This is a genomic window from Intestinirhabdus alba (genome assembly GCF_009711095.1).
Lineage (GTDB): Bacteria > Pseudomonadota > Gammaproteobacteria > Enterobacterales > Enterobacteriaceae > Intestinirhabdus > Intestinirhabdus alba.
Genome location: NZ_WMJZ01000044.1, coordinates 1 through 23,257 on the forward strand (window position 1 = coordinate 1; position 23,257 = coordinate 23,257).

The following is a 23,257-nucleotide window of genomic DNA, read 5'->3' on the forward strand; positions in this document are numbered from 1 at the left end:
CATCCTGCGGGATGGCCTTTTTGCGCTGGTGCGCCGGTAAATCATCCCTGATAGCGTAAATTGAGCAGGGGATAGGGCCTGCCTAAATCATCCACCTCCGTACGTCCCGTCACCGTAAAGCCCATCTTTTTATAGAAGCCGACCGCCTGTTCATTTTGTTCATTGACATTGGTCGTTAGCTCCGGTGCCAGAGAGCGTGCGTGTTCAATCAGCAATTTGCCCACGCCGCAGCCGCGCATATCAGGGGCGATAAACAGGGCATCCATATGTTCGCCGGTAAGCAGCATAAAGCCTACGGGTTCGTCCTGCTTATTTACCGCGACCCACAGCGGCGCTTCCGGCAAAAAGGCGCTGACCAGCTCCTCCAGCTCGGCTCGATAATCGGCTGAGAGAAAATCGTGTGTGGCGTCGACCGAGCTGCGCCAGATCGCAATTAGCTTATCCCCTTCGTCATGACGCGAGCGACGTATACTTATGTCCATGTTTTCTCCTGTCAGTAATGTTTATAGTCTACCGCAAAAGCCTTCGTGAAACTTTCTCACTTTCAATATGCAGACTCGACATTCACTGGTTTTCTGGGTATCTTCAGCTATCTGGATGTCTAAACGTTTAAACGTATATCAGGAGGTTATCAGGTTATGCCGATTCGCGTGCAGGATGAGCTACCCGCCGTCAATTTTTTGCGTGAGGAAAATGTCTTTGTCATGACGTCGTCCCGCGCGTCAGGTCAGGAAATCCGCCCGCTTAAGGTGCTCATTCTCAACCTGATGCCAAAAAAGATTGAAACTGAAAACCAGTTCTTGCGCCTGCTCTCTAATTCGCCGCTACAGGTCGATATACAGCTGCTGCGTATTGATTCCCGCGAGTCGCGCAATACACCCGCAGAGCATCTGAATAACTTCTACTGCAACTTTGAGGATATCTGCGACCAGAACGTTGATGGCCTGATTGTCACCGGCGCGCCGCTGGGCCTGGTGGAGTTTGAAGACGTGGCGTACTGGTCGCAGATTAAGCAGGTGCTGGAGTGGGCGAAAGATCACGTAACCTCAACGCTGTTTGTCTGTTGGGCGGTACAGGCCGCGCTGAATATCCTCTATGGCATACCGAAGCAAACCCGCAACGATAAACTTTCCGGCGTCTACGAACACCATATTCTTCAACCCCACGCCCTGCTGACGCGCGGTTTTGACGATTTCTTTCTTGCCCCCCACTCCCGCTATGCCGCTTTCCCGGCGGCGTTAATTCGTGACTACACCGATCTGGAGATCCTGGCGGAGGTGGAGAACGGCGACGCCTACCTGTTCGCCAGTAAAGATAAACGCATCGCGTTTGTAACGGGCCATCCGGAATATGATGCGCATACCCTGGCAGGGGAATATTTTCGTGACGTTGAGGCGGGGCTGAATCCCCGGGTTCCGCATAACTATTTTCCGCAAAACGATCCACAAAAGAGTCCCCGCGCGACCTGGCGCAGCCACGGCAACCTGCTGTTCACCAACTGGCTCAACTATTACGTTTACCAGATAACGCCATACGATCTGCGACACATGAATCCAACGCTGGATTAATCTTCTGCTGCTAACGCTCCTGAAGCGTTTTAGCATCTAAATCAGGCACCTTCGGGTGCTTTTTTTATTTCTGAAATTATGCTCACGGCGAGAGGAAACTTTAACTTTATTGTTATCAATTGGTTAATTATAAATTAAATTAAAAATGGAAATTGTTTTTGATTTTGTCATTTAACCGGATAGTCTTAGCTGTGTTGAGCGAAAAGCGCACAACGATCCTGTACCCCTACCGGACATGCGATCGGAGCTATAACGAGGAGCCGAAGAATGAATCAACAGGCAACAACAACTGAAGAACTGCTATTTAGCCAGCGTCCCGGCGAGCAGGAAAGGCAAATTCTTACCCCGGAGGCGGTGGCATTTCTGACGGAGCTGGTGGCGCACTTCACGCCAAAACGCAACGACCTGCTGGCCGCCCGCATCCGCCAGCAGCAGGAAATTGATAACGGTAAGTTGCCTGATTTTATTTCGGAAACGGCTTCCATTCGTGAGGGAGCGTGGAAAATACGAGGTATCCCCGCTGATTTACAGGATCGGCGGGTGGAAATCACCGGCCCGGTTGAGCGCAAGATGGTCATCAACGCGCTGAACGCCAACGTGAAGGTGTTTATGGCCGATTTTGAAGATTCGCTGGCACCCTTGTGGAGTAAGGTGATTGAAGGGCAGATCAATCTGCGCGATGCGGTTAACGGCACCATCAGCTATACCAACGAAGCCGGAAAGATCTACCAGCTCGGGCCGGACCCGGCGTTGCTGATCTGCCGGGTGCGCGGCCTGCACCTGTCGGAAAAGCACGTCACATGGCGCGGTGAAGCCATTCCCGCCAGCCTTTTCGACTTTGCCCTCTATTTTTTCCATAACCACCGGGCGCTGCTGGCTAAAGGCAGCGGCCCCTACTTTTATCTGCCGAAAACCCAGGCCTGGCAGGAGGCGGCATGGTGGAGCGACGTGTTCAGCTATGCTGAAGATCGCTTCAGCCTGCCGCGCGGCACCGTCAAAGCCACGCTGTTGATCGAAACCCTGCCGGCGGTCTTCCAGATGGATGAAATCCTGTACGCGCTACGCGATCACATCGTGGGGCTGAACTGCGGACGCTGGGATTACATTTTCAGCTACATCAAGACCCTGAAGAATCATCCGGATCGCGTCCTGCCGGATCGTCAGGCGGTAACCATGGATAAGCCGTTTCTTAACGCATATTCGCGCCTGCTGATTAAAACCTGCCATCGACGCGGGGCGCTGGCGATGGGCGGAATGGCGGCGTTCATCCCCAGTAAAGACGCCGGGCGTAACGCCCAGGTGCTGCTGAAGGTCAAGGCTGACAAAGCTCTGGAAGCCCGCAACGGTCACGACGGCACCTGGATCGCCCATCCGGGGCTGGCGGATACCGCGATGGCCATCTTTAACGAAGCGCTGGGGGAACATAAAAATCAGCTGTTTGTCACCCGTGACGAAGACGCGCCGATCACCGCTGAACAGCTGTTGGCCCCGTGCGAAGGGGAGCGCACCGAAGCGGGGATGCGCGCCAATATCCGCGTGGCGGTGCAATACATCGAAGCGTGGATCTCCGGCAACGGCTGTGTGCCGATTTACGGCCTGATGGAGGACGCGGCGACGGCGGAAATCTCCCGCACGTCCATCTGGCAGTGGATCCATCACCAGAAAACCCTGAGCAACGGCAGGCCGGTAACCAAAGCGCTGTTTCGCCAGATGCTGGCGGAAGAGCTACGGGTTATCCAGGAGGAGCTGGGCGAGCACCGCTACGGCAGCGGGCGCTTTGACGACGCCGCGCGCCTCATGGAGCAAATCACAACCTCCGACGAGCTGATCGATTTCCTGACGCTGCCGGGCTACCGCCTGCTGGCCTGATAATCCCGGTTATTTTTTCCGCCACTCCGGCAGCGCTCACAAAACGCTTTCGGGTATCGAACGCCGTATGCGGCGGCCAGAGGGAGAGCGTCGCGGCCAGGAGCCGCACGTACGACAGGTACGCCGCGGTTTCCCGTGGCCGGACTGCCTTCACCAATAACGCCTGGGAAGCCAGGAAGATACTATGGAGCATCTGCCTATGAAGACTCGCAGTCAACAAACTGAAGAATTACAGCAAGCGTGGACGCAGCCGCGCTGGGAAGGCATTACCCGCCCGTACAGCGCAGAGGAGGTGGTAAAGCTCCGCGGCTCGGTTAATCCTGAGTGCACCCTGGCGCAGCTGGGGGCCGACAGACTGTGGCGACTGCTGCACGGCGAGTCGAAAAAGGGCTATGTCAACAGCCTCGGCGCGCTGACCGGCGGCCAGGCGCTGCAGCAGGCGAAGGCGGGGATTGAGGCGGTCTATCTCTCGGGCTGGCAGGTAGCGGCGGACGCCAACCTGGCCGCCAGCATGTATCCGGATCAGTCGCTCTATCCGGCCAACTCCGTGCCGGCGGTGGTGGATCGGATCAACAACACCTTCCGTCGCGCCGATCAGATCCAGTGGGCCAGCGGCATTGAGCCGAACGATCCGCGCTATGTGGACTATTTTCTGCCGATCGTTGCCGACGCGGAGGCCGGCTTTGGCGGCGTACTGAACGCCTTTGAGCTGATGAAAGCGATGATTGAGGCGGGGGCGGCGGCGGTTCACTTTGAAGATCAGTTGGCCTCGGTGAAGAAGTGCGGGCATATGGGCGGCAAAGTGCTGGTGCCGACCCAGGAGGCGATTCAGAAGCTGGTGGCCGCCCGGCTGGCGGCGGACGTGATGGGCGTGCCGACGCTGCTGATCGCCCGTACCGACGCCGACGCCGCCGATCTGATCACCTCCGACTGCGATCCGTACGATCGCCCGTTCATTACCGGCGAGCGTACCGGCGAAGGCTTTTTCCGCACCCGGGCGGGCATTGAGCAGGCCATCAGCCGTGGCCTGGCCTACGCCCCATATGCCGATCTGGTGTGGTGTGAAACCTCGACGCCGGATCTGGAACTGGCGAAGCGTTTTGCCGATGCGATTCATGCGAAATTCCCGGGCAAACTGCTGGCCTATAACTGTTCACCCTCGTTCAACTGGCAGAAGAATCTGGACGATAAGACCATCGCCAGCTTCCAGCAGCAGCTGTCGGAGATGGGCTATAAGTACCAGTTTATTACCCTGGCGGGCATCCACAGCATGTGGTTCAACATGTTCGACCTGGCGCACGCCTACGCGCAGGGCGAAGGGATGAAGCACTACGTTGAGAAGGTGCAGCAGCCGGAGTTTGCCGCAGGCAAAGAGGGTTATACCTTTGTGTCCCATCAGCAGGAGGTGGGCACCGGCTACTTTGATAAGGTTACGACCATTATTCAGGGCGGCACCTCGTCGGTAACCGCGCTGACCGGCTCTACGGAAGAGTCGCAGTTCTGATTGCCGCTGACCCTCTCCATCCGGAGAGGGTCAGCGTAAGGAGAAGCGATGTCGCGTGGCCTTGAACAGCTGATTGCGCAGACTATTCTGCAGGGCTTTGATGCCCAGTACGGTCGGTTTCTGGAGGTGACGTCCGGTGCCCAGCAGCGCTTTGAGCAGGCCGACTGGCATGCGGTACAGCAGGCGATGAAAAGCCGTATTCATCTCTACGATCATCACGTGGGGCTGGTGGTGGAACAGCTGCGCTGCATGACCGGCGGCGAAAGCGCCGACCCGGCCTTTTTGCTGCGCGTAAAGGCGCACTACACCCGGCTGCTGCCGGACTACCCGCGCTTTGAGATCGCGGAGAGCTTTTTTAACTCCGTCTACTGTCGGCTATTTGACCATCGCTCGCTGACCCCGGAGCGGCTTTTTGTTTTCAGCTCGCAGCCGGAGCGCCGCTTCCGCACCATGCCGCGCCCGCTGGCAAAAGACTTCTCCCCCGATCGCGGCTGGGCGGCGTTGTTAACGCGCCTGCTTGGTGACCTGCCCCTGCGTCTGCCCTGGCAGAACAGCGGCCGCGATATTCGGTGTATTATCGCCCATCTGACGGAGACCCTCGGCCCGACCGCCCTGCAGCGCAGCCGCCTGCAGGTGGCTAACGAGCTGTTTTACCGTAATAAGGCCGCCTGGCTGGTCGGCAAGCTGATCACGCCCTCCGGGACGCTGCCGTTTCTGCTGCCCATTCACCGCACCGACGCGGGCGAGCTGTTTGTTGATGCCTGTCTGACCACCACGGCGGAAGCCAGCATCGTATTTGGCTTTGCCCGCTCCTGCTTTATGGTTTACGCGCCGCTGCCCGCCGCAACGGTGGAGTGGCTGCGCGAGATCCTGCCGGGGAAAACCACCGCCGAGCTGTACATGGCGATTGGCTGTCTGAAACATGCGAAAACGGAAAGCTATCGCGAATATCTGCGCTATCTGGCCGACAGCGACGATCTGTTTGTTGAGGCTCCCGGCATTCGCGGCATGGTGATGCTGGTGTTTACCCTGCCGGGGTTCGATCGGGTATTTAAGGTTATTAAGGATACCTTCGCCCCGCCAAAAGAGATCGCCGCCGCCCGCGTGCGCGCCTGCTATCAGCTGGTAAAAGAGCACGATCGGGTCGGAAGAATGGCCGATACCCAGGAGTTCGAAAACTTTGTGCTGGACAAGCGGCGCATCGATCCGGCGCTGATGGCGCTGCTGATGCGGGAGGCGGCAGAAAAAATAGTCGATCTCGGCGAGCAGATTGTTATCCGCCATCTGTATATTGAACGGCGAATGGTGCCGCTGAACCTCTGGCTGGAGCAGGTGGAAGGGCAGCCGCTGCGCGACGCGATCGAAGAGTACGGCAACGCCATTCGCCAGCTCGCCGCCGCCAATATCTTCCCCGGCGATATGCTGTTTAAAAATTTCGGCGTTACCCGCCACGGTCGGGTGGTGTTCTATGACTACGACGAAATCTGTTACATGACCGAGGTGAATTTTCGCGACATCCCGCCCGCGCGTTATCCGGAAGATGAGCTGGCCGGCGAGCCGTGGTACAGCGTGTCGCCGGGCGATGTTTTTCCGGAAGAGTTCCGCCACTGGCTGTGCGTCGATCCGCGCATTGGCCCGCTGTTTGAGGAGATGCACGGCGATCTGCTGCGCGCCGACTACTGGCGGGCATTACAGACGCGCATCCGCCAGGGGCACGTGGAGGACGTGTACGCCTATCGGCGCAGGCAGCGGTTTTGCGTGCGCTACGGCCGCGCGCCCGTGGCTTAACGAACCCCGCCGTAGGCCAGCGTCACTTCCTTCGCCGCCTTAATCACCAGCGCGCCAAGCTCCGTCACCCGGTCGTCGGTAATACGCGAAACAGGCCCGGAGATGGAGATGGCGGCAAAGGGCTGGCGGTGCCCGTCAAAAATGCACGACGCCACGCAGCGCAGGCCCAGGGCGTGTTCTTCATCATCAAACGAGTAGCCGCGCTTGCGCGTCTGGGCTAGGTCGTCCTTCAGATGCACCGGCGACACCAGCGTTGCGTGGGTCCAGGCGAACAGCCCCTGACGGTGCAGCAGATCGGTTACCTGGTCTTCACTAAGCTGCGCCAGAAACGCCTTACCCGCCCCGGAGGCGTGCATCGGCAGCTTGCCGCCGATGGGCGCGGACATGCGCATCAGCTGTGTACACTGCACCTGGTCGATGATGATCGCCTGGTGGTCGCTCCGATCCAGCACCGCCAGGTTGACCGTCTCGCCGGAGTCCTCCATCAGCTGGCGCAGGATGGGGTGCACAATCGCCAGCAGGTTACGGCTTTGCAGAAAGCTGCTGCCGACGATAAAAGCATGAGCGCCTATTGCCCAGTGCCCCAGCTCGCCGACCTGGCGAACAAAACCCTGCTGCTGTAGGGTGGTCAGCAGCCGGTGGGTGGTGGAGTTGGGCAGGCCGGCCTGCTGGGCCAGCTCGGTGAGCGCCACGCTGCCGTTGGCTTCGGCAATCCACTCCAGCAGCTTCAGGCCGCGGGTCAGGGACTGAACCTGTCCGGCTGCAGGGGCGGTTGTCGCGGCGGGCTTTCTGCCGCGTCTGGCGGGAACGGTGGCGACCATAGTTAGCTCCTTTTCTGTATCGTGGAAATCATTTTCGTTTTATCTGATTATAATGCAAGTCTTCCCGCGCTGATCCGATGAGTGAAGCTGAACATGTCTCATGTTGTCCGCCGCTCTCTTTTCCACCAGCACGCTTTGTGCCAGTATGATTCGTTACGTTGATCGTTGTCGGGAGCGAGTGTGAGCAGCAAAGTTGAACAACTGCGTGCGCAGTTAAATGAACGTATTCTGGTGCTGGACGGCGGAATGGGCACCATGATCCAGAACCATCGTCTGAGCGAAGCAGACTTTCGCGGCGAGCGCTTCGCCGACTGGCCCTGCGATCTGAAAGGCAACAACGACCTGCTGGTGCTCAGCAGACCGGAGGTGATTAGCGCCATCCACAGCGCCTACTTCGAGGCGGGTGCGGATATCATTGAAACCAACACCTTTAACTCGACGACCATCGCGATGGCGGATTACCGGATGGAATCCCTGTCGGCGGAAATCAACTATGAGGCGGCGAAGCTGGCGCGCGCCTGCGCCGATGCGTGGACGGCGCGCACCCCGGAGAAACCGCGCTATGTGGCGGGGGTGCTTGGCCCCACCAACCGCACGGCCTCCATCTCGCCGGACGTCAACGATCCCGCCTTTCGCAATATCACCTTTGACGGGCTGGTAAAAGCCTACCGTGAGTCCACCAAAGCGCTGGTGGAAGGCGGCGCGGATCTGATCCTCATCGAAACGGTCTTCGACACCCTGAACGCGAAGGCGGCGGTGTTTGCGGTGAAGGCGGAATTTGAGGCGCTGGGGGTGGCGCTGCCGATTATGATCTCCGGCACCATTACCGACGCCTCCGGGCGCACCCTTTCCGGGCAGACCACCGAGGCGTTTTATAACTCGCTGCGCCACGCTGAAGCGCTGACCTTCGGCCTCAACTGCGCGCTGGGGCCGGACGAGCTGCGCCAGTACGTGCAGGAGCTGTCGCGTATTGCCGACTGCTACGTTAGCGCGCATCCGAACGCCGGGCTGCCCAACGCCTTCGGTGAGTACGATCTGGACGCCGACGCCATGGCCAGACAGATCCGCGAATGGGCGGAGGCGGGCTTCCTGAACGTTGTCGGCGGCTGCTGCGGCACCACGCCCGAGCATATCGCGGCGATGAGCCGCGCGGTTGAAGGGCTGCCGCCACGCAGGCTGCCCGCCATCCCGGTGGCCTGCCGCCTGTCGGGGCTGGAGCCGCTGAACATCGGCGACGACAGCCTGTTCGTCAACGTTGGCGAGCGCACCAACGTCACCGGCTCGGCCAAATTCAAGCGGCTGATTAAAGAAGAGAAGTACAGCGAAGCGCTGGACGTGGCGCGCCAGCAGGTGGAAAGCGGCGCGCAGATTATCGACATCAATATGGACGAAGGAATGCTCGACGCCGGGGCGGCGATGGAGCGTTTCCTGAACCTGATTGCCGGCGAGCCGGATATCGCCAGGGTGCCGATTATGATTGACTCCTCGAAGTGGGAGGTCATCGAAAGAGGGCTGAAGTGCATTCAGGGCAAGGGTATCGTTAACTCTATCTCCATGAAGGAGGGGGTGGAGACCTTTATTCACCACGCGAAGCTGCTGCGCCGCTACGGCGCGGCGGTGGTAGTGATGGCCTTCGACGAGCAGGGGCAGGCCGACACCCGGGCGCGTAAAGTCGAGATTTGCCGGCGGGCGTACCGCATTCTCACCGAAGAGGTGGGCTTTCCGCCGGAGGATATTATCTTTGACCCGAACATCTTCGCGGTGGCGACGGGCATCGATGAACACAATAACTATGCGCAGGACTTTATCGACGCCTGCGAAGATATCAAATGCGAGCTGCCGCACGCCCTGATCTCCGGCGGCGTCTCCAACGTCTCGTTCTCATTCCGCGGCAACGATCCGGTACGTGAGGCCATTCACGCGGTGTTCCTCTACTACGCTATCCGCAACGGCATGGACATGGGCATCGTTAACGCCGGGCAGCTGGCCATCTACGACGACCTGCCCGGCGAGCTGCGCGATGCGGTTGAAGATGTGATTCTTAACCGCCGCGATGATGGCACCGAACGCTTGCTGGATCTGGCGGAGAAATACCGCGGCAGCAAAACCGACGATACCGCCACCGCGCAGCAGGCGGAGTGGCGCGGCTGGGAGGTCAAAAAACGCCTCGAATACTCGCTGGTGAAGGGCATTACCGAATTTATCGAACTGGATACCGAAGAGGCCCGCCAGCAGGCCGCGCGCCCGATCGAGGTTATCGAAGGGCCGCTGATGGACGGCATGAACGTGGTCGGCGATCTGTTCGGCGAAGGGAAGATGTTCCTGCCGCAGGTGGTGAAGTCCGCCCGCGTGATGAAGCAGGCGGTGGCGTACCTGGAGCCGTTTATCGAGGCCAGCAAGGAGAAAGGCTCCAGCAACGGCAAGATGGTGATTGCCACCGTGAAGGGGGACGTCCACGACATCGGCAAGAATATCGTCGGGGTGGTGCTGCAGTGCAATAACTACGAGATCGTCGACCTCGGCGTGATGGTCCCGGCGGAGAAAATCCTCAAAACCGCCAGAGAGGTCAACGCCGATCTGATTGGCCTTTCCGGGCTGATCACCCCGTCGCTGGATGAAATGGTCAACGTGGCGAAGGAGATGGAGCGCCAGGGCTTCACTATTCCGCTGCTGATCGGCGGCGCGACCACTTCGAAGGCGCACACGGCGGTGAAGATCGAGCAGAACTACAGCGGGCCGACGGTCTACGTGCAGAACGCCTCGCGCACCGTCGGGGTGGTGGCGGCGCTGCTCTCCGACACCCAGCGGGACGACTTTGTCGCCCGCACCCGCCAGGAGTATGAAACCGTGCGCATCCAGCACGGACGCAAAAAGCCGCGCACCCCGCCGATATCGCTGGAGGCGGCGCGGGATAACGATCTGGCGTTCGACTGGGAAAATTACACCCCTCCGGTGGCCCATCGTCCGGGCGTGCATGAGGTGGAGGCCAGCATCGAAACCCTGCGCAACTACATCGACTGGACGCCGTTCTTTATGACCTGGTCGCTGGCGGGGAAATATCCGCGCATCCTTGAAGATGAGGTGGTGGGCGAGGAGGCCCGGCGGCTGTTTAACGACGCCAACGACATGCTGGATAAGCTGAGTGCGGAAAAAGCGCTGAACCCGCGCGGGGTGGTGGGGCTGTTCCCGGCGAACCGCGTGGGCGACGACGTTGAGATCTACCGCGATGAGAGCCGCACCCGCGTGCTGGCGGTGAGCCATCATCTGCGCCAGCAGACGGAAAAGGCCGGCTTCGCCAACTACTGCCTGGCGGACTTCGTTGCGCCGAAGCAGAGCGGCAAGGCGGACTATATCGGCGCGTTTGCCGTAACCGGCGGCCTTGAGGAGGACGCGCTGGCGGAGGCGTTCGCGGCGCAGCACGATGATTACAACAAAATTATGGTGAAAGCGCTCGCCGATCGCCTGGCGGAGGCCTTTGCCGAGTACCTGCACGAGCGGGTGCGCAAAGTCTGGTGGGGCTATGCGCCGAATGAGAATCTCAGCAACGAGGATCTGATCCGCGAGAATTACCAGGGGATTCGCCCGGCACCGGGCTACCCGGCCTGCCCGGAGCACACCGAAAAGGGCACCCTCTGGCAGCTGCTGGATGTAGAAAAACGCATCGGCATGAAGCTGACCGAATCCTTCGCCATGTGGCCGGGGGCGTCGGTAGCGGGCTGGTACTTCAGCCATCCGGAGAGCAAATACTACGCGGTGGCGCAGATCCAGCGTGACCAGGTGGCGGATTACGCCCTGCGCAAAGGAATGAGCGTGGCGGAAGTGGAGCGCTGGCTGGCGTCGAACCTGGGCTACGACGCGGACTGATCTGGCCGGGCTGCCGGATTGCACCAGGGCGTTTTTTCGGGGCAGGTACGGCGCGCCTGCACCTGCCGCTGCGGGCGACCCCGGCGTCACGCCCGGTTAAGGAACACTGCCTGACTGTCCGATCGCGGGGAAGATGCATTATCCGGCCTATACTATTGCTCTTTGCAGGCCTGATAAGCGTCGCGCCATCCGGCCATCTATCACCGATGAGCTTCAGGAAAACCTGTAAATCTAAGGAGTGCCTGATTCCGTGTTAACTCTGCTGCACCTGCTTTCTGCCGTCGCCCTGCTGGTGTGGGGCACCCATATTGTGCGTACCGGCGTGATGCGCGTCTTCGGCGCTCGCCTGCGCACCGTGCTCAGCCGCAGCGTGGAAAAGAAGCCGCTCGCCTTCTGCGCGGGCATTGGCGTTACCGCGCTGGTGCAGAGCAGCAACGCCACTACCCTGCTGGTAACCTCGTTCGTTGCCCAGGATCTGGTGGCCCTGACGCCCGCGCTGGTGATTGTGCTCGGGGCCGACGTGGGGACCGCGCTGATGGCGCGGGTGCTGACCTTCGATCTCTCCTGGCTGTCGCCGCTGCTGATCTTTATCGGCGTTATCTTTTTCCTTGGACGCAAGCAGTCCCGGGCCGGGCAGCTGGGGCGGGTGGGGATCGGCCTTGGGCTGATCCTGCAGGCGCTGGAGCTGATCGTGCAGGCGGTGACGCCCATCACCCAGGCCAACGGCGTACAGGTGATCTTCGCTTCCCTGACCGGAGATATCATGCTCGACGCGCTGATTGGCGCGATGTTCGCCATTATCAGCTACTCCAGCCTGGCGGCGGTGCTGCTGACGGCCACCCTGACGGCGGCAGGGGCGATCTCTTTTCCGGTGGCGCTGTGCCTGGTCATTGGCGCTAACCTCGGCTCTGGCCTGCTGGCGATGCTTAACAACGGTGCCGCCAGCCCCGCCGCCAGACGGGTGGCCCTCGGCAGCCTGCTGTTCAAGCTGGTGGGCAGCCTGGTTGTGTTGCCTTTCGTCCACGTGCTGGCCAACGTGATGGACGAAATGCCGCTGGCGAAGTCGGAGCTGGTGATCTACTTCCACGTTTTCTATAACCTGGCGCGCTGCCTGGCGATGGTGCCGTTTGCCGGGGCGATGGCGCGCTTCTGCGAGCGGATTATCCGCGATACGCCGGAGCTGGATACCCGGCTGAAGCCGAAGCATCTCGACGTCAGCGCGCTGGATACGCCGACCCTGGCGCTGGCCAACGCCGCCCGCGAGGCCCTGCGCATCGGTGACGCCATGGAGCAGATGATGGAAGGGCTGAAAAAGGTGATGCACGGCGAGCCGCGTCAGGAGAAAGAGCTGCGCAGACAGGCGGACGACATCAACGTGCTTTATACCGCCATTAAGCTCTACCTGGCGCGAATGCCCAAAGAGGAGCTGGCGGAGGAGGAGTCTAAGCGCTGGGCGGAGATCATTGAGATGTCGCTCAATCTGGAGCAGGCCTCGGATATCGTCGAGCGGATGGGCAGCGAAATTGCCGATAAGTCGCTGGCGGCGCGGCGGGCCTTTTCCGGCGAGGGTTTAAAGGAGCTGGACGCGCTTTATGAACTGTTGCAGAGCAATCTGCGGCTGGCGATGTCGGTCTTTTTCTCCGGCGACGTGGCCAGCGCCCGCCGCCTGCGGCGCAGCAAGCACCGCTTTCGTATTCTTAATCGTCGCTACTCCCACGCCCACGTGGATCGTCTGCACCAGCAGAACGTACAGAGCATCGAGACCAGCTCTCTGCATCTGGGCCTGCTGGGAGATATGCAGCGTCTGAACTCGCTGTTCTGCTCGGTGGCCTACAGCGTGCTGGAGCAGCCGGATCGAGACGACGAGCGGGATGAATACCAGGCGTAATCAGGAAAAGGCCGGAACGAACCTCAGCGCCGTCGGCCAGCGGAATGCCGCGACGCATCGGGCATTCCGCAGGATTATCTTCAGAAGCGGTGGCCAGCTTCCAGGGGGATCGCCTCTTCGCCCGCCCGGAACAGCCAGGTTGGATTCGGGCCGCCCAGCGTCGCCTCTCCTTTGCTTACCGTTATCCAGTTGCCTTCCGGCAGGCCAACGATCGTCAGCTCCGGTGCGACCACCAGCAGCTCGCGGATGCGCTGCTCGCGGGTCTCGCCCTTATGGCCTTCCGGCAGGGCGTTGGTGAAGTGCGGGTTAATCTGCAGCGGGAACAGGCCCAGCGCGTCAAAGCCCTGCGGATCGACAATCGGCATATCGTTGGTGGTACGGATGGTTGGACAGGCGAGGTTGGCCCCTGCGCTCCAGCCGATGTACAGCGCGCCGCGCTTCACCGCTTCCACGACGGGCGTCAGCAGGCCGCGCTGGCGGCTCTCTTTGAGCAACTGAAAGGTATTGCCGCCGCCGACGATGATGATTTCCGCCTTCTCAACGGCGGCGGCCGGATCGGCAACGCTGTGGATACCGGTTACCGAAACGCCGAGGGGGGCGAGAACTGCGGCGGTTTTGGCGGTATAGGCGTCCCAGGTCTGGGTTACGCCGGCGAAGGGAATAAAGACGGCGGAGCGGCGGCCGTTCAGCTGCCCGGCAATCAGCGGCAGCGCATGTTCCATCCACGCCTTACCCGGCAGCGTTGAGTTACTCAATAACAGCAGTTCCATTTTTTCTCCATCTCATCAGGCAATAAGTTATTACGCGCTATCCTACCACCTCCGGGTTAACGGCTTGCTGACGTGGCTCACGCTGTTGCCAACGATCTGACGGAATGTCGCGCATTAACCAGCGTTTTGTTTCAGTTAAAGCGGTTATTGATGACGTATTATCCCGTTTCCTTCCCTGCACGGACGATGACGCAGGGCGGAGGAGACGCGGCGGATGATGGCCTGCGCGCAGATATTTGCCTACGCTTCTTTTTGAATAACCTCCTGGTACGGTATATTCCGCTTTTTTAAGCCAAAATATTCAGTTTGCCTGAAGGCTGCCCGACCGAGTGTACCGGAGACCCTATGCTGACCGACTTATCCACCCGATTAAATAAATACATCAGCGAAAGCGGGATCTGCTCGCGCCGCGAAGCGGATCGCTTTATCGAGCAGGGCAATGTGTTTATCAACGGTAAACGTGCCGCCGTTGGCGATCGGGTTAACCCCGGCGACGTGGTAAAGGTAAACGGCCGCCTGATTGAGCCGCGCGAAGCGGACGATCTGGTGCTGATCGCCCTGAATAAGCCGGTTGGCATCGTCAGCACCACCGAAGAGGGCGAGCGCGATAACATCGTGGATTTTGTCAACCACAGCAAACGGATCTTCCCCATCGGCCGTCTGGATAAAGATTCCCAGGGGCTGATCTTTTTGACCAACCACGGCGATCTGGTCAACAAGATCCTGCGCGCCGGCAACGATCATGAAAAAGAGTATCTGGTGACGGTCGATAAGCCGGTTACCGATGAATTTGTTCGCGGCATGGGCGCGGGCGTACCGATCCTCGGAACGGTGACCAAAAAGTGTAAGGTTAAGAAAGAGGCACCGTTCATCTTCCGCATCACCCTGGTGCAGGGGCTGAACCGCCAGATCCGCCGTATGTGCGAATACTTTGGCTATGAAGTAACCAAACTAGAGCGGACGCGCATTATGAACGTCAGCCTGACGGGGATCCCGCCGGGCGAATGGCGGGACCTGACGGACGACGAGCTGATCGAACTCTTCAGGCTGATTGAGAATTCCTCGTCTGAAGCAAAGCCGAAGGTAAAGGCGAAGCCGAAGACGGCGGGCATTAAGCGCCCGCTGGTGAAACCAGAAAAAAGTGCTGAAAAGCCGTCGCGCCCGGCGGCGAACGGGAAGCGCTTTGTCTCGCCGGGGCGCAGAAAGAAGGGGCGTTAACGCCTGCCGCGCGTCGGCGTATTCGCCGACCAGGAAAAGGTCGTTTCGGTATCCGGTTTATAGGCCTGCTTTTTCTTTAACTGGCGGGCTTTTTTGGCCTCTGCCTCACGCTGCACCATCAGCTTGTCGATGTACTCTTTTTTTACGCTATTGGTCTCTGCGTTGGTTAACGGGCGACCATGTGCGATACGCGCGCGGTCGAGCAGCGTTTTCAGTTCGCGCTGCTCGCGCTCAGTCATCTCTTTCTGGGTAATGCGGGGGAGTGCCATACGGGTGCCCTCAGTTAGCCGGTTCGCTCAGTGTACGGCATTTAACACAAAATAGAACCTCTCCTGAAGGCTCCCGGCGGCCGGAAGCGGGTCCGTTTTCAGGAAGAAGGGGCGGTCGCATGGTAAAAAGCGCGCCCTGCGCCAGTATGATGGAAGACGCTGCCGCCCGGCCCTCGCCGCGCCTGCCGTCTGGGCAGGGCTGCGGCGCAAACGGCCTACAACGCATAAAAGGAGCAATGCGATGAGTATAAATACCGTAGATGCGGCGATGCGCCAGCGCGTAGCGCACCAGCTAAAAGAGGTGGAGCAGCGCTTCGACGTTCGGATCCTCTACGCCTGCGAATCCGGCAGCCGGGGCTGGGGCTTCGCCTCGCCGGACAGCGACTATGACATACGTTTTCTCTATGTTCACCCGCTGCCGTGGTATCTGCGGGTGGAGGCGCAGCGCGACGTTATCGAGCTGCCGATAAGCGACGAGCTGGACATCTGCGGCTGGGAGTGGCGAAAGACGCTCGGCCTGCTGAAGGGCGCTAACCCGACGCTTATCGAATGGCTCGACTCGCCGGTGGTTTATCAACAGGATGCGGCGACGGTCGAGGCGCTGAAGGCGCTGGTGCCGCGTTGGTTTTCTCCGCTGCGGGCGCGCTGGCACTATTACTCGATGGCGCGCAAAAACTTTCGTGGTTATCTACAGGGCGACACGGTGCGGCTGAAAAAATACTTTTACGTGCTGCGGCCGCTGCTGGCGGTGCGCTGGGTCGAGGCGGGCCGGGGCGTGCCGCCGATGCGCTTTGCCGATCTGCTGGCGGGAAGTGAACTGGATGCGCCGCTGCGTCGGGAGATCGACGAGCTGCTGGTGCGTAAGCAGCGGGCGGGAGAGGCGGAGTATGGCCCGCGTCGTCCGCTGCTGCAGGCGTTTATCCAGGCCGAGCTGGCGCGGGGCGAGATCCCGCCTCAGCTTCCGGACAGTCGGGAGGGCGACGTCAGGGAGCTGGATCGCCTGCTGATGTCAGCGGTGATGGGAAGCTGAATATGGCCCGGCGCGCCGGCCGGGCCGTCGATCATTCAAACAGGTTATGGTGCAGCTTCTGTACCACCTGTTCGGCTTCCGTTCCCGGCACCAGGAAGCAGAGGTTATGGCTGGATGCGCCGTAGCAGATCATCCGGATATTAAACGGCTCCAGCACGCCGAACACCTCTTTGCCGACGCCGCAGGCTTTCGACAGGTCGTTGCCGATCAGCGCCACCAGCGCCAGCCCTTCCTCCACCTCAACCCGGCACAGGGCGGACAGCTCCATCAGCAGCCGCTGGGTCAGCAGCGTATCGCCGGTGGAGGTGGAGCCGGTGGTGTCCAGGGTCAGCGCCACGCTGACTTCCGACGTCGTGATCAAATCAACGGAAATATTATGCCGCGCCAGGATGCCGAACACCTCCGCCAGGAAGCCGCGCGAGTGCAGCATATTCAGGCTGTGGAGGGTCACCAGCGTCTGCTTGCGACGCAGCGCCAGCGCCCGGAACAGCGGCGGATTCGCGGTTTTATTGCACACCAGCGTGCCCCCCGCCTGCGGATCTTTACTGGAGCCGACGAAAACCGGAATATCACTGCGCACCGCGGGCAGCAGGGTCGCCGGGTGCAGCACCTTAGCGCCGAAGGTGGCCATCTCCGCCGCCTCTTCGAAAGCGATTTCGTCGATCCGCCGGGCGGCGGGCACGACGCGCGGATCGGTGGTATAAATCCCCGGCACGTCGGTCCAGATATCGACGCGGGTGGCGTGCAGCGCCTCCGCCAGCAGGGCGGCGGTGTAGTCGCTGCCGCCGCGCCCAAGGGTGGTGGTGCGGCCGCTGCCTTCGCTGCCGATAAAGCCCTGGGTGATGGTCAGCCCTTCGCGCAGGCGCGGTGCCAGCTGCTGCGTCGCCAGCCCGGCGAGCGCCGCGACGTCCGGCTCCGCGCGGCCAAAGCGATCGTTAGTGCGCATCACCTTGCGCACGTCGAACCACTGGGCCTGCTCGCCGCGCTCGCGCAGGATCTCAACAAACAGCAGGGTGGACATCAGCTCGCCGTGGCTGACCAGCTCGTCGGTCAGGGCGGCGGAAGTGTTCTGCGCGGCGGCGTCGGCAAGGGAGGCGATGCTTTCCAGCAGGCGCTCGATCTCTTCCCGGATCACCTCCGGGTTGCCCAGCCGTTGCAGAATAGAGCGCTGAATGGCGCGGAGAGTCTCAAGCGTGTCGGCGCGCCCGGACGGCGGCAGCCCTTCCGCCAGCGCCACCAGCAGATTCGTGACGCCGGCGGAGGCGGAAAGTACCACCAGGCGCACGGACGGGTCGGCAAGCACCACGTCGGCGCTGCGATTCATGGCGTCAAAGTCGGCGACGCTGGTGCCGCCAAACTTGGCGACGACGAGCGGAGAAACGGTAGTAGTCATAAAAACCTCGTGTCAGGGAGGTCTGACCGATCAGGGCGGTTTGACTCAGCGCGCAGGCCCCGGACGACGGCTGTGTTTTCATACCCCTGCGCCGTGGGGGCCAGACCGGCTGCGATAAGAACGCCTTAATAAACCAGACCAGATTATTCAGCCTTGGCACAAGGGAAGAGCGAAAGACGGGTGGGCGCAGAGCGATACTCAGCTTCGGTTTCACCCAGAAGTGCTCCACCACTTGCGAAACGCCCGACTGCGAACGTTCCTGGTGACAGCCCAGGGGATTCAGCCCCTGTAGCCGACGGCGATCGCTGCCGTGCGATGCACCCTCTCGGCGTTGTTCCCCCTCGGATACCTTCAGCGAACCGGCTTCTCGGGTATCTTACCTGGACAACGCGCCTCTTCTGGCAATTACCTTTGCGTTCCATGCCATCGCGTCCGTTGATCTCTCACCTGCCCCGGTCGTTAACTTCCGCAAATGGCCGGGGATGCGCTCAGCGTAAAATGCTCTGGTAATACAAGCCTGCCCAACTGCGGCAGGTTGCGCATTTATAAATAAAGGGTTAGCGGGTAGCTTGTCAACGCCAGGGTTATGCGGATTTTTTATGCAGCTTTCCTTATCAGAAAAAGGGCTTATACCCGTCATTCTTCAAGCCACATGTGCGTTAGCTACGCTTACGCATCCTGGTTACATCGTTCGCTATGTTCCGGGGAATGTTTGTTGGGACGTGGGGCAGCTACACGGACCAGCGCGGGGTGCCTGCTGGCGCAGGCGGACGAAAACATCCTGCACAACCGTCCCATCATTGGCTAGCCGATGTCCTCGCGTATGGGCGCAGCACTGGTATGCGATGCACTGCAAATGGTTCTGTGGAGGCGTAAATTGCCCCGGAATGTTATTATTCACAGCGCTCGCGGCGGCCAGTACTGTTCAGCAGACTACCGGGCGCTGCTACATCGGCACAGTCTGCGTGGCAGCATGAGTGCAAAAGGGTATAGTTACGACAATGTCTGTGCGGAAAGCTTTTTCCATTCGCTGAAGGTGGAATATATTCACGGCGAACAGTTTGACAGCCGGGAAACAATGCGGGCGACGGTGTTTAATTATATCGAATGCGATTACAATCGGTGGTGACGTCACAGTACCTGTGACGGCCTCAGCCCGGAACAATTTGAAAACCAGAATCTCGCTTAGGGCTGTGGCCACAATACGTGGGTAAGATCAATTGGGGAGATTCCTCATGAAGCCATCATATTTAAATAGGTGGATTATGTTGAATGAAGTAAAATAATTGATAACAGTTTTGTTAATGAGATTAGAATTAGTATGGATTTTAATGTCTATGAGTATAATAAATTGATATCTAGCCTAAAAATTCTTTCCGATCTTTTGAAAAGTGAGAGCTTTATAGATAAGGGGTTAGCTTTATATTTATACGAAATTCCTCAGATGATAAGAAATGCACATGCTAGTTTTGATAAGTGTAAAAACAAAACAGAACTAGCATTAAGTTTGGAAGAAGCATGGATTGAACTGGATTCATTAGCGATCAACTGTTTGAGCTGAAAAAATCAAAGGCCGGAAAGATTCTTAAAACATCCCGGCCTTTTATTATTTAGCTTTCGTTCAATCCACTAAACAATTGTCCCGGCCACAGCGGGAAGGTGCGTTGCTGCTACGACGGCTTCGGGCGACTGGCGGAGAGAACGGATAAACGGCAGGGGCGGACGGAGCGCTTTTATTACGACGAGGAGCACCGGTTGGTACTGGTACCGTACGGCGCTGAACGGGCTGCCGGAATCGCTGCACGACAAAGTGGGGCGGACAGTGTGGCGGGGGCGCTGCGACGAGTGGGGTGCGCTGAAGCAGAAGAGCCGTACCGGAGAAGGGGAACGCTGCGGCAGAATCTGCGCTTTGCCGGCTAGTACTTTGACTATGAAACGGGGCTGCACTACACTACCTTCCGTTACTACGATCCGGAGAATGGGCACTTTACCCAGCCGGACCCGATAGGGCTGGCGGGCGGGCTGAACCAGTATGCGTATGCGCCAAATGCATTAAGTTATATTGATCCTTTAGGCCTCGCTGTAGATCCAATAGTTAAGCTGGAAGATCGCGGTTATACAGGAGTCACCAGAACTTCTGGTGGCGGTCTGGACTACTCGGGTAGTAATGCGTTATATAATAAACGCCCCGGAGTTAAACCTGTAGTTATTATTGAATATTCAGGTGATTATGATATTGATTTCCAGAGAGCAAATGCAAAGGCTGGATTGGATCAAATTTCAACACCTAGAGGTTATGTTTGGCACCATCTTGATGATTATGATCCTGTTACTAATAAAGGGACAATGCAGCTAATAGAAAAAGAGGCTCATAGAGGTATAAACTATAATGGTGGTGTCAGCCAGTATAAGGCAGCAACCGGCAGGGTATATACTCAACCAGCCAAAAACAGAGGAGTACGAGGATGCGTCTAATTATTGAAGAATCAGAAAAAAAACTAAATCAAAATGAATTTTTTGAGTTTCAAAAATATTTCAGTAAAAAAAATCCTGACGAGTTTAGAGACTTCTATCTTGAAAATAATGGCGGGTACTTGCCTGAAACTTCGCATCCTTCACCTTTATTATTTTCTGGATTCATTTCTATAAAATATGGAAAAATTCCGATAGAAAAAACCTATCAGGATTTAATTGATGATTTTCCTGAATTGAAAGATATGGTTCCTTTTGCTGAAGATGAGGGCGGCAACTGTTTTTTACTTTCATTAAGAGATAAAGACTATGGAAAAATATATATATGGCTAATGGATGAAAAGAAATTAACCTTTGTTTGTGAATCCTTTGGTGAGTTTATTAATAAATTGTCTTAGAATATAATTAAAGAACGGGAGAGATCCTCAAAACTGTCCAGCTTTTTATAATTTGCTCTTAATTTACTAAACAAGCGTTAGTTTTAACTCTTTAGCTACCTGTTTAGATAAATGAAACCGTCTAGCTGATGGATAAAACCACGGCGCGGCATCATATCTGCTATGACCATCAGGACGGCGCGGTGTGGCGGGGGCGCTGAAGCAGGAGAGCCGTACCGGAGAAGGGGAAAGTCTGCGGCAGAATCTGCGCTTTGCCGGGCAGTACTTTGACCACGAAACGGGGCTGCACTACACTACCTTCCGCTACTACGATCCGGAGGACGGGCACTTTACCCAGCCGACCCGATAAGGCTGGCGGGGGGATTAAACCTCTACAGTTATGCACCTAATCTATTAAACTGGATAGATCCGTTAGGTTTTAAATGCTGGAGTTCAGCCAGACGTGATTACTGGAAAGCAGAAGCTAAAGCTGCACCAAAGGGCATGTATTCACCAGTAAATATGTTAAGAATGCGTTTTGGTCTTGCTCCAAAAATTCGTGTTAAAGAATTTCATTTTAAAACAGGTACAGAAAGAATAAGAAATGTATCGTTAGAGCTAAATCATCATTACTGGCCTCAACGTGATGGAAAGCACGTTGATATTCCATATAACCTTGAGAAAGTTACGCCCTGGGAACGTGCAGCTAAAGATCCCTATAGGCATCCAGGTAGTGAGTTACTTGAAATATTGCAAGATATTGGAAATTATAAGGGATTTTAAAATGAAACTAACTGACTTTATGCAATCTGATATTTACATGAGCTTCCTGGACGATTTGGAAAAATCTCTTTCAGAGAAAATAGACAGAAAATCAAAGGTTCACGATGTTGTTATTATCCTTATGGAAAAATGGTTGGGATATGCTTCGCTGTCTTTTGACGATCTATGCTGGGTTATATTAAATTGCAGATCAACTTCAATAAATTACATTGTAAAAAAACAAGAAGCATATACTGAACCAGATGGCGGTAAGGATAATATTGTCAATCAAGCACCTAAGGTAAACTTCCCTATTGGTCATCTGATTGAGTATTATTTATTATCGAAAAGGCCAGATGATTTGCTTGAATATATAAAAAAATTCGGATTCCTGGCCCTAATAAATATGTAAAGGAAATTGAAAAGATATTTTCTGAAATACAAGCATCATAAATTAAATAGCCGGGTAAGAAATCAACTCTTCCCGGCTTTTTTATTATTTAACCTTCGTTCAGTACATTAAACATCCCGTCCTTAATTCCCTTAACTACCTGTTTAGCCTGATAAAGCTGCTCACGCAGTTCCTGCACCTCGTTATCGTCCGCCAACAGCAAAATGCACCCCTGCGAAATCTTCATCGTCACGCCACGCCCGGTCTCAAATCCTGCCTCTGCGAGCCAGTTACCCTTAAGGTGCAGGCTGGGGCTGCGTGTATATGCGGTGGGGATTTTGGTTTTACGGTTGGTGCGGGAAATGCCGACATAGCCGACTTTAAGACGGCGCTGGGTTTTGGAAAGGGTGACTTCTGGCTTAGAATCGCGCAGTGCAGATAAGGGAATATCAGAGTGTGGCGGTAGCTTGCCTGTATGATGCGGGCGTTTTAGCGGGTTATGGTGCGAATTGACGGTATGATTGGTGCGAGGGATAGGATTATTCCGAAGACCCGATAGGGTTAAGAGGCCAGGGAAAGATCACGAAAAGTACACTTTTTGTACTGACAAATGGTTATTCATAGAGCAAAAAATGTACACGCGATAACACGAAAAAACTGTCATTTTAGGGCTGATTATGATCAACTGTCTCAGGATAATTTAAGGATAAAAAAGATGGATCTTGCAAAGTTAATGGAACATATATCAATTATTCCTGATTACAGGCAGTCATGGAAAGTCGAGCACCAATTATCAGATATTCTGCTTCTCACTATCTGTGCCGCTATAGCTGGCGCTGAAGGCTGGGAAGTCATAGAAGATTTTGGTCACGTTCATCTGGATTTTCTGAAACGTTATGGCGATTTTGAAAATGGCGTTCCGGTACATGATACCATTGCCAGAGTGGTAAGTTGCATAAGCCCTAAAAAATTCCATGAATGTNGTTATGGCGATTTTGAAAATGGCGTTCCGGTACATGATACCATTGCCAGAGTGGTAAGTTGCATAAGCCCTAAAAAATTCCATGAATGTTTTATCAACTGGATGAGAGAGTGCCATTCACCGGATGAAGATGTTATTGCGATTGATGGAAAAACATTGCGGGGTTCTTATGATAAAAGCAGGCGACGTGGTGCAATTCATGTCATCAGTGCTTTTTCAACCCTGAGTGGCGTAGTGCTGGGGCAGCTAAAAACGAGTGAAAAGAGCAATGAAATAACAGCCATGCCTGAG

General features: G+C 56.9%; 21 protein-coding genes, 2 pseudogenes and 1 riboswitch. Of the genes and pseudogenes, 17 read left to right on the forward strand and 6 right to left on the reverse strand.

Translation table 11 applies throughout. The features are described 5' to 3' along the window. Positions 1-41: 41 nt before the first annotated feature. Positions 42-482, reverse strand: coding sequence for an acetyltransferase (locus GJV78_RS20310; RefSeq protein WP_155110002.1), 441 nt, complete (start codon positions 480-482; stop codon positions 42-44). A 156-nt stretch (positions 483-638) separates the two neighbouring features. Between GJV78_RS20310 and metA the strand changes: the two genes are divergently transcribed. The 4 genes from metA to aceK all read left to right on the forward strand — a co-directional run bounded on the left by metA (position 639) and on the right by aceK (position 6,729). Then, positions 639-1,568 (forward strand): homoserine O-acetyltransferase MetA, encoded by a 930-nt coding sequence (metA, locus tag GJV78_RS20315; protein ID WP_155110003.1) that lies wholly within the window; start codon positions 639-641, stop codon positions 1,566-1,568. Between the two features lie 267 nt (positions 1,569-1,835). Next, on the forward strand, positions 1,836-3,437 hold the full coding sequence (gene aceB, locus GJV78_RS20320; protein WP_155110004.1) for a malate synthase A: 1,602 nt from the start codon (positions 1,836-1,838) through the stop codon (positions 3,435-3,437). A gap of 199 nt (positions 3,438-3,636) precedes the next feature. After that, positions 3,637-4,941, forward strand: coding sequence for an isocitrate lyase (gene aceA, locus GJV78_RS20325; RefSeq protein ID WP_155110005.1), 1,305 nt, complete (start codon positions 3,637-3,639; stop codon positions 4,939-4,941). A 48-nt stretch (positions 4,942-4,989) separates the two neighbouring features. Next, complete coding sequence (aceK, locus tag GJV78_RS20330) at positions 4,990-6,729, forward strand: bifunctional isocitrate dehydrogenase kinase/phosphatase (protein ID WP_155110006.1); 1,740 nt, start codon at positions 4,990-4,992, stop codon at positions 6,727-6,729. On the opposite strand, the gene iclR is transcribed toward aceK, so the two are convergent. Beyond that, entirely contained in the window at positions 6,726-7,550 is an 825-nt protein-coding gene (iclR, locus tag GJV78_RS20335; RefSeq protein WP_155110007.1) for a glyoxylate bypass operon transcriptional repressor IclR, read from the reverse strand. The genes aceK and iclR overlap by 4 nt on opposite strands. Before the next feature lie 180 nt (positions 7,551-7,730). Here iclR and metH point away from each other — a divergent pair, with 180 nt between their 5' ends. Together metH and GJV78_RS20345 are read left to right on the forward strand one after the other, a co-directional pair. Continuing rightward, positions 7,731-11,414 (forward strand): methionine synthase, encoded by a 3,684-nt coding sequence (gene metH / locus GJV78_RS20340; protein WP_167519678.1) that lies wholly within the window; start codon positions 7,731-7,733, stop codon positions 11,412-11,414. Between the two features lie 250 nt (positions 11,415-11,664). After that, positions 11,665-13,302 carry a Na/Pi cotransporter family protein gene (locus tag GJV78_RS20345; protein WP_167519679.1) on the forward strand — a complete coding sequence of 546 codons (1,638 nt, stop codon included), beginning with the start codon at positions 11,665-11,667 and terminating at the stop codon, positions 13,300-13,302. Between the two features lie 80 nt (positions 13,303-13,382). Here GJV78_RS20345 and pepE read toward each other — a convergent pair whose 3' ends face one another. After that, positions 13,383-14,072, reverse strand: a complete 690-nt coding sequence (pepE, locus tag GJV78_RS20350; RefSeq protein ID WP_155110009.1) for a dipeptidase PepE — start codon at positions 14,070-14,072, stop codon at positions 13,383-13,385. A 345-nt stretch (positions 14,073-14,417) separates the two neighbouring features. On the opposite strand from pepE, the gene rluF reads away from it, so the two are divergent. Next, the gene (gene rluF / locus GJV78_RS20355) at positions 14,418-15,290 is read left to right on the forward strand and encodes a 23S rRNA pseudouridine(2604) synthase RluF (protein WP_155110010.1); all 873 of its coding nucleotides are present in this window, start codon (positions 14,418-14,420) and stop codon (positions 15,288-15,290) included. Here rluF and GJV78_RS20360 read toward each other — a convergent pair. Further along, positions 15,287-15,559 (reverse strand): DUF3811 domain-containing protein, encoded by a 273-nt coding sequence (locus GJV78_RS20360; RefSeq protein ID WP_155110011.1) that lies wholly within the window; start codon positions 15,557-15,559, stop codon positions 15,287-15,289. The two genes, rluF and GJV78_RS20360, sit on opposite strands and share 4 nt — an antisense overlap. 241 nt (positions 15,560-15,800) lie before the next feature. Here GJV78_RS20360 and GJV78_RS20365 point away from each other — a divergent pair, with 241 nt between their 5' ends. Next, a complete protein-coding gene (locus GJV78_RS20365; RefSeq protein ID WP_155110012.1) occupies positions 15,801-16,589 on the forward strand; it encodes a nucleotidyltransferase domain-containing protein in 789 nt (262 codons plus the stop codon). A gap of 31 nt (positions 16,590-16,620) precedes the next feature. Here the strand turns inward: GJV78_RS20365 and lysC are convergent, their stop codons facing one another. Then, a complete protein-coding gene (gene lysC, locus GJV78_RS20370; RefSeq protein ID WP_155110013.1) occupies positions 16,621-17,982 on the reverse strand; it encodes a lysine-sensitive aspartokinase 3 in 1,362 nt (453 codons plus the stop codon). A gap of 210 nt (positions 17,983-18,192) precedes the next feature. Beyond that, positions 18,193-18,388: riboswitch (Lysine riboswitch) on the reverse strand. A 405-nt stretch (positions 18,389-18,793) separates the two neighbouring features. On the opposite strand from lysC, the pseudogene GJV78_RS20375 reads away from it, so the two are divergent. From GJV78_RS20375 to GJV78_RS20405, 8 genes and pseudogenes are all read left to right on the forward strand, one after another. Next, a pseudogene (locus tag GJV78_RS20375) lies at positions 18,794-19,111 on the forward strand (IS3 family transposase); the annotation flags it as partial. A 192-nt stretch (positions 19,112-19,303) separates the two neighbouring features. After that, positions 19,304-19,543, forward strand: coding sequence for a hypothetical protein (locus tag GJV78_RS20380; protein WP_155110014.1), 240 nt, complete (start codon positions 19,304-19,306; stop codon positions 19,541-19,543). Positions 19,544-19,780: 237 nt separating this feature from the next. Beyond that, complete coding sequence (locus GJV78_RS24195; protein WP_407929077.1) at positions 19,781-19,990, forward strand: hypothetical protein; 210 nt, start codon at positions 19,781-19,783, stop codon at positions 19,988-19,990. Next, a complete protein-coding gene (locus tag GJV78_RS20390; RefSeq protein WP_407929078.1) occupies positions 19,924-20,457 on the forward strand; it encodes an RHS repeat-associated core domain-containing protein in 534 nt (177 codons plus the stop codon). Before GJV78_RS24195 ends, GJV78_RS20390 begins: the two co-directional genes overlap by 67 nt. Next, positions 20,448-20,852 (forward strand): SMI1/KNR4 family protein, encoded by a 405-nt coding sequence (locus tag GJV78_RS20395; protein ID WP_155110015.1) that lies wholly within the window; start codon positions 20,448-20,450, stop codon positions 20,850-20,852. The genes GJV78_RS20390 and GJV78_RS20395 overlap by 10 nt, the downstream gene beginning before the upstream one ends. Positions 20,853-21,087: 235 nt before the next feature. Further along, positions 21,088-21,278 (forward strand): annotated as a pseudogene (locus GJV78_RS23775) (RHS repeat-associated core domain-containing protein); the annotation flags it as partial. Positions 21,279-21,335: 57 nt separating this feature from the next. Beyond that, entirely contained in the window at positions 21,336-21,614 is a 279-nt protein-coding gene (locus GJV78_RS23780; protein WP_230979194.1) for a hypothetical protein, read from the forward strand. 1 nt (position 21,615) lies between these two features. After that, positions 21,616-22,005, forward strand: a complete 390-nt coding sequence (locus tag GJV78_RS20405; protein ID WP_230979193.1) for a hypothetical protein — start codon at positions 21,616-21,618, stop codon at positions 22,003-22,005. An 88-nt stretch (positions 22,006-22,093) separates the two neighbouring features. Here GJV78_RS20405 and GJV78_RS20410 read toward each other — a convergent pair whose 3' ends face one another. Continuing rightward, complete coding sequence (locus GJV78_RS20410) at positions 22,094-22,432, reverse strand: SymE family type I addiction module toxin (RefSeq protein WP_407929079.1); 339 nt, start codon at positions 22,430-22,432, stop codon at positions 22,094-22,096. 267 nt (positions 22,433-22,699) lie between these two features. On the opposite strand from GJV78_RS20410, the gene GJV78_RS20415 reads away from it, so the two are divergent. Continuing rightward, positions 22,700-23,257 (forward strand): ISAs1 family transposase (locus tag GJV78_RS20415; protein WP_155110018.1); only part of this gene is annotated, 558 nt, incomplete at its 3' end.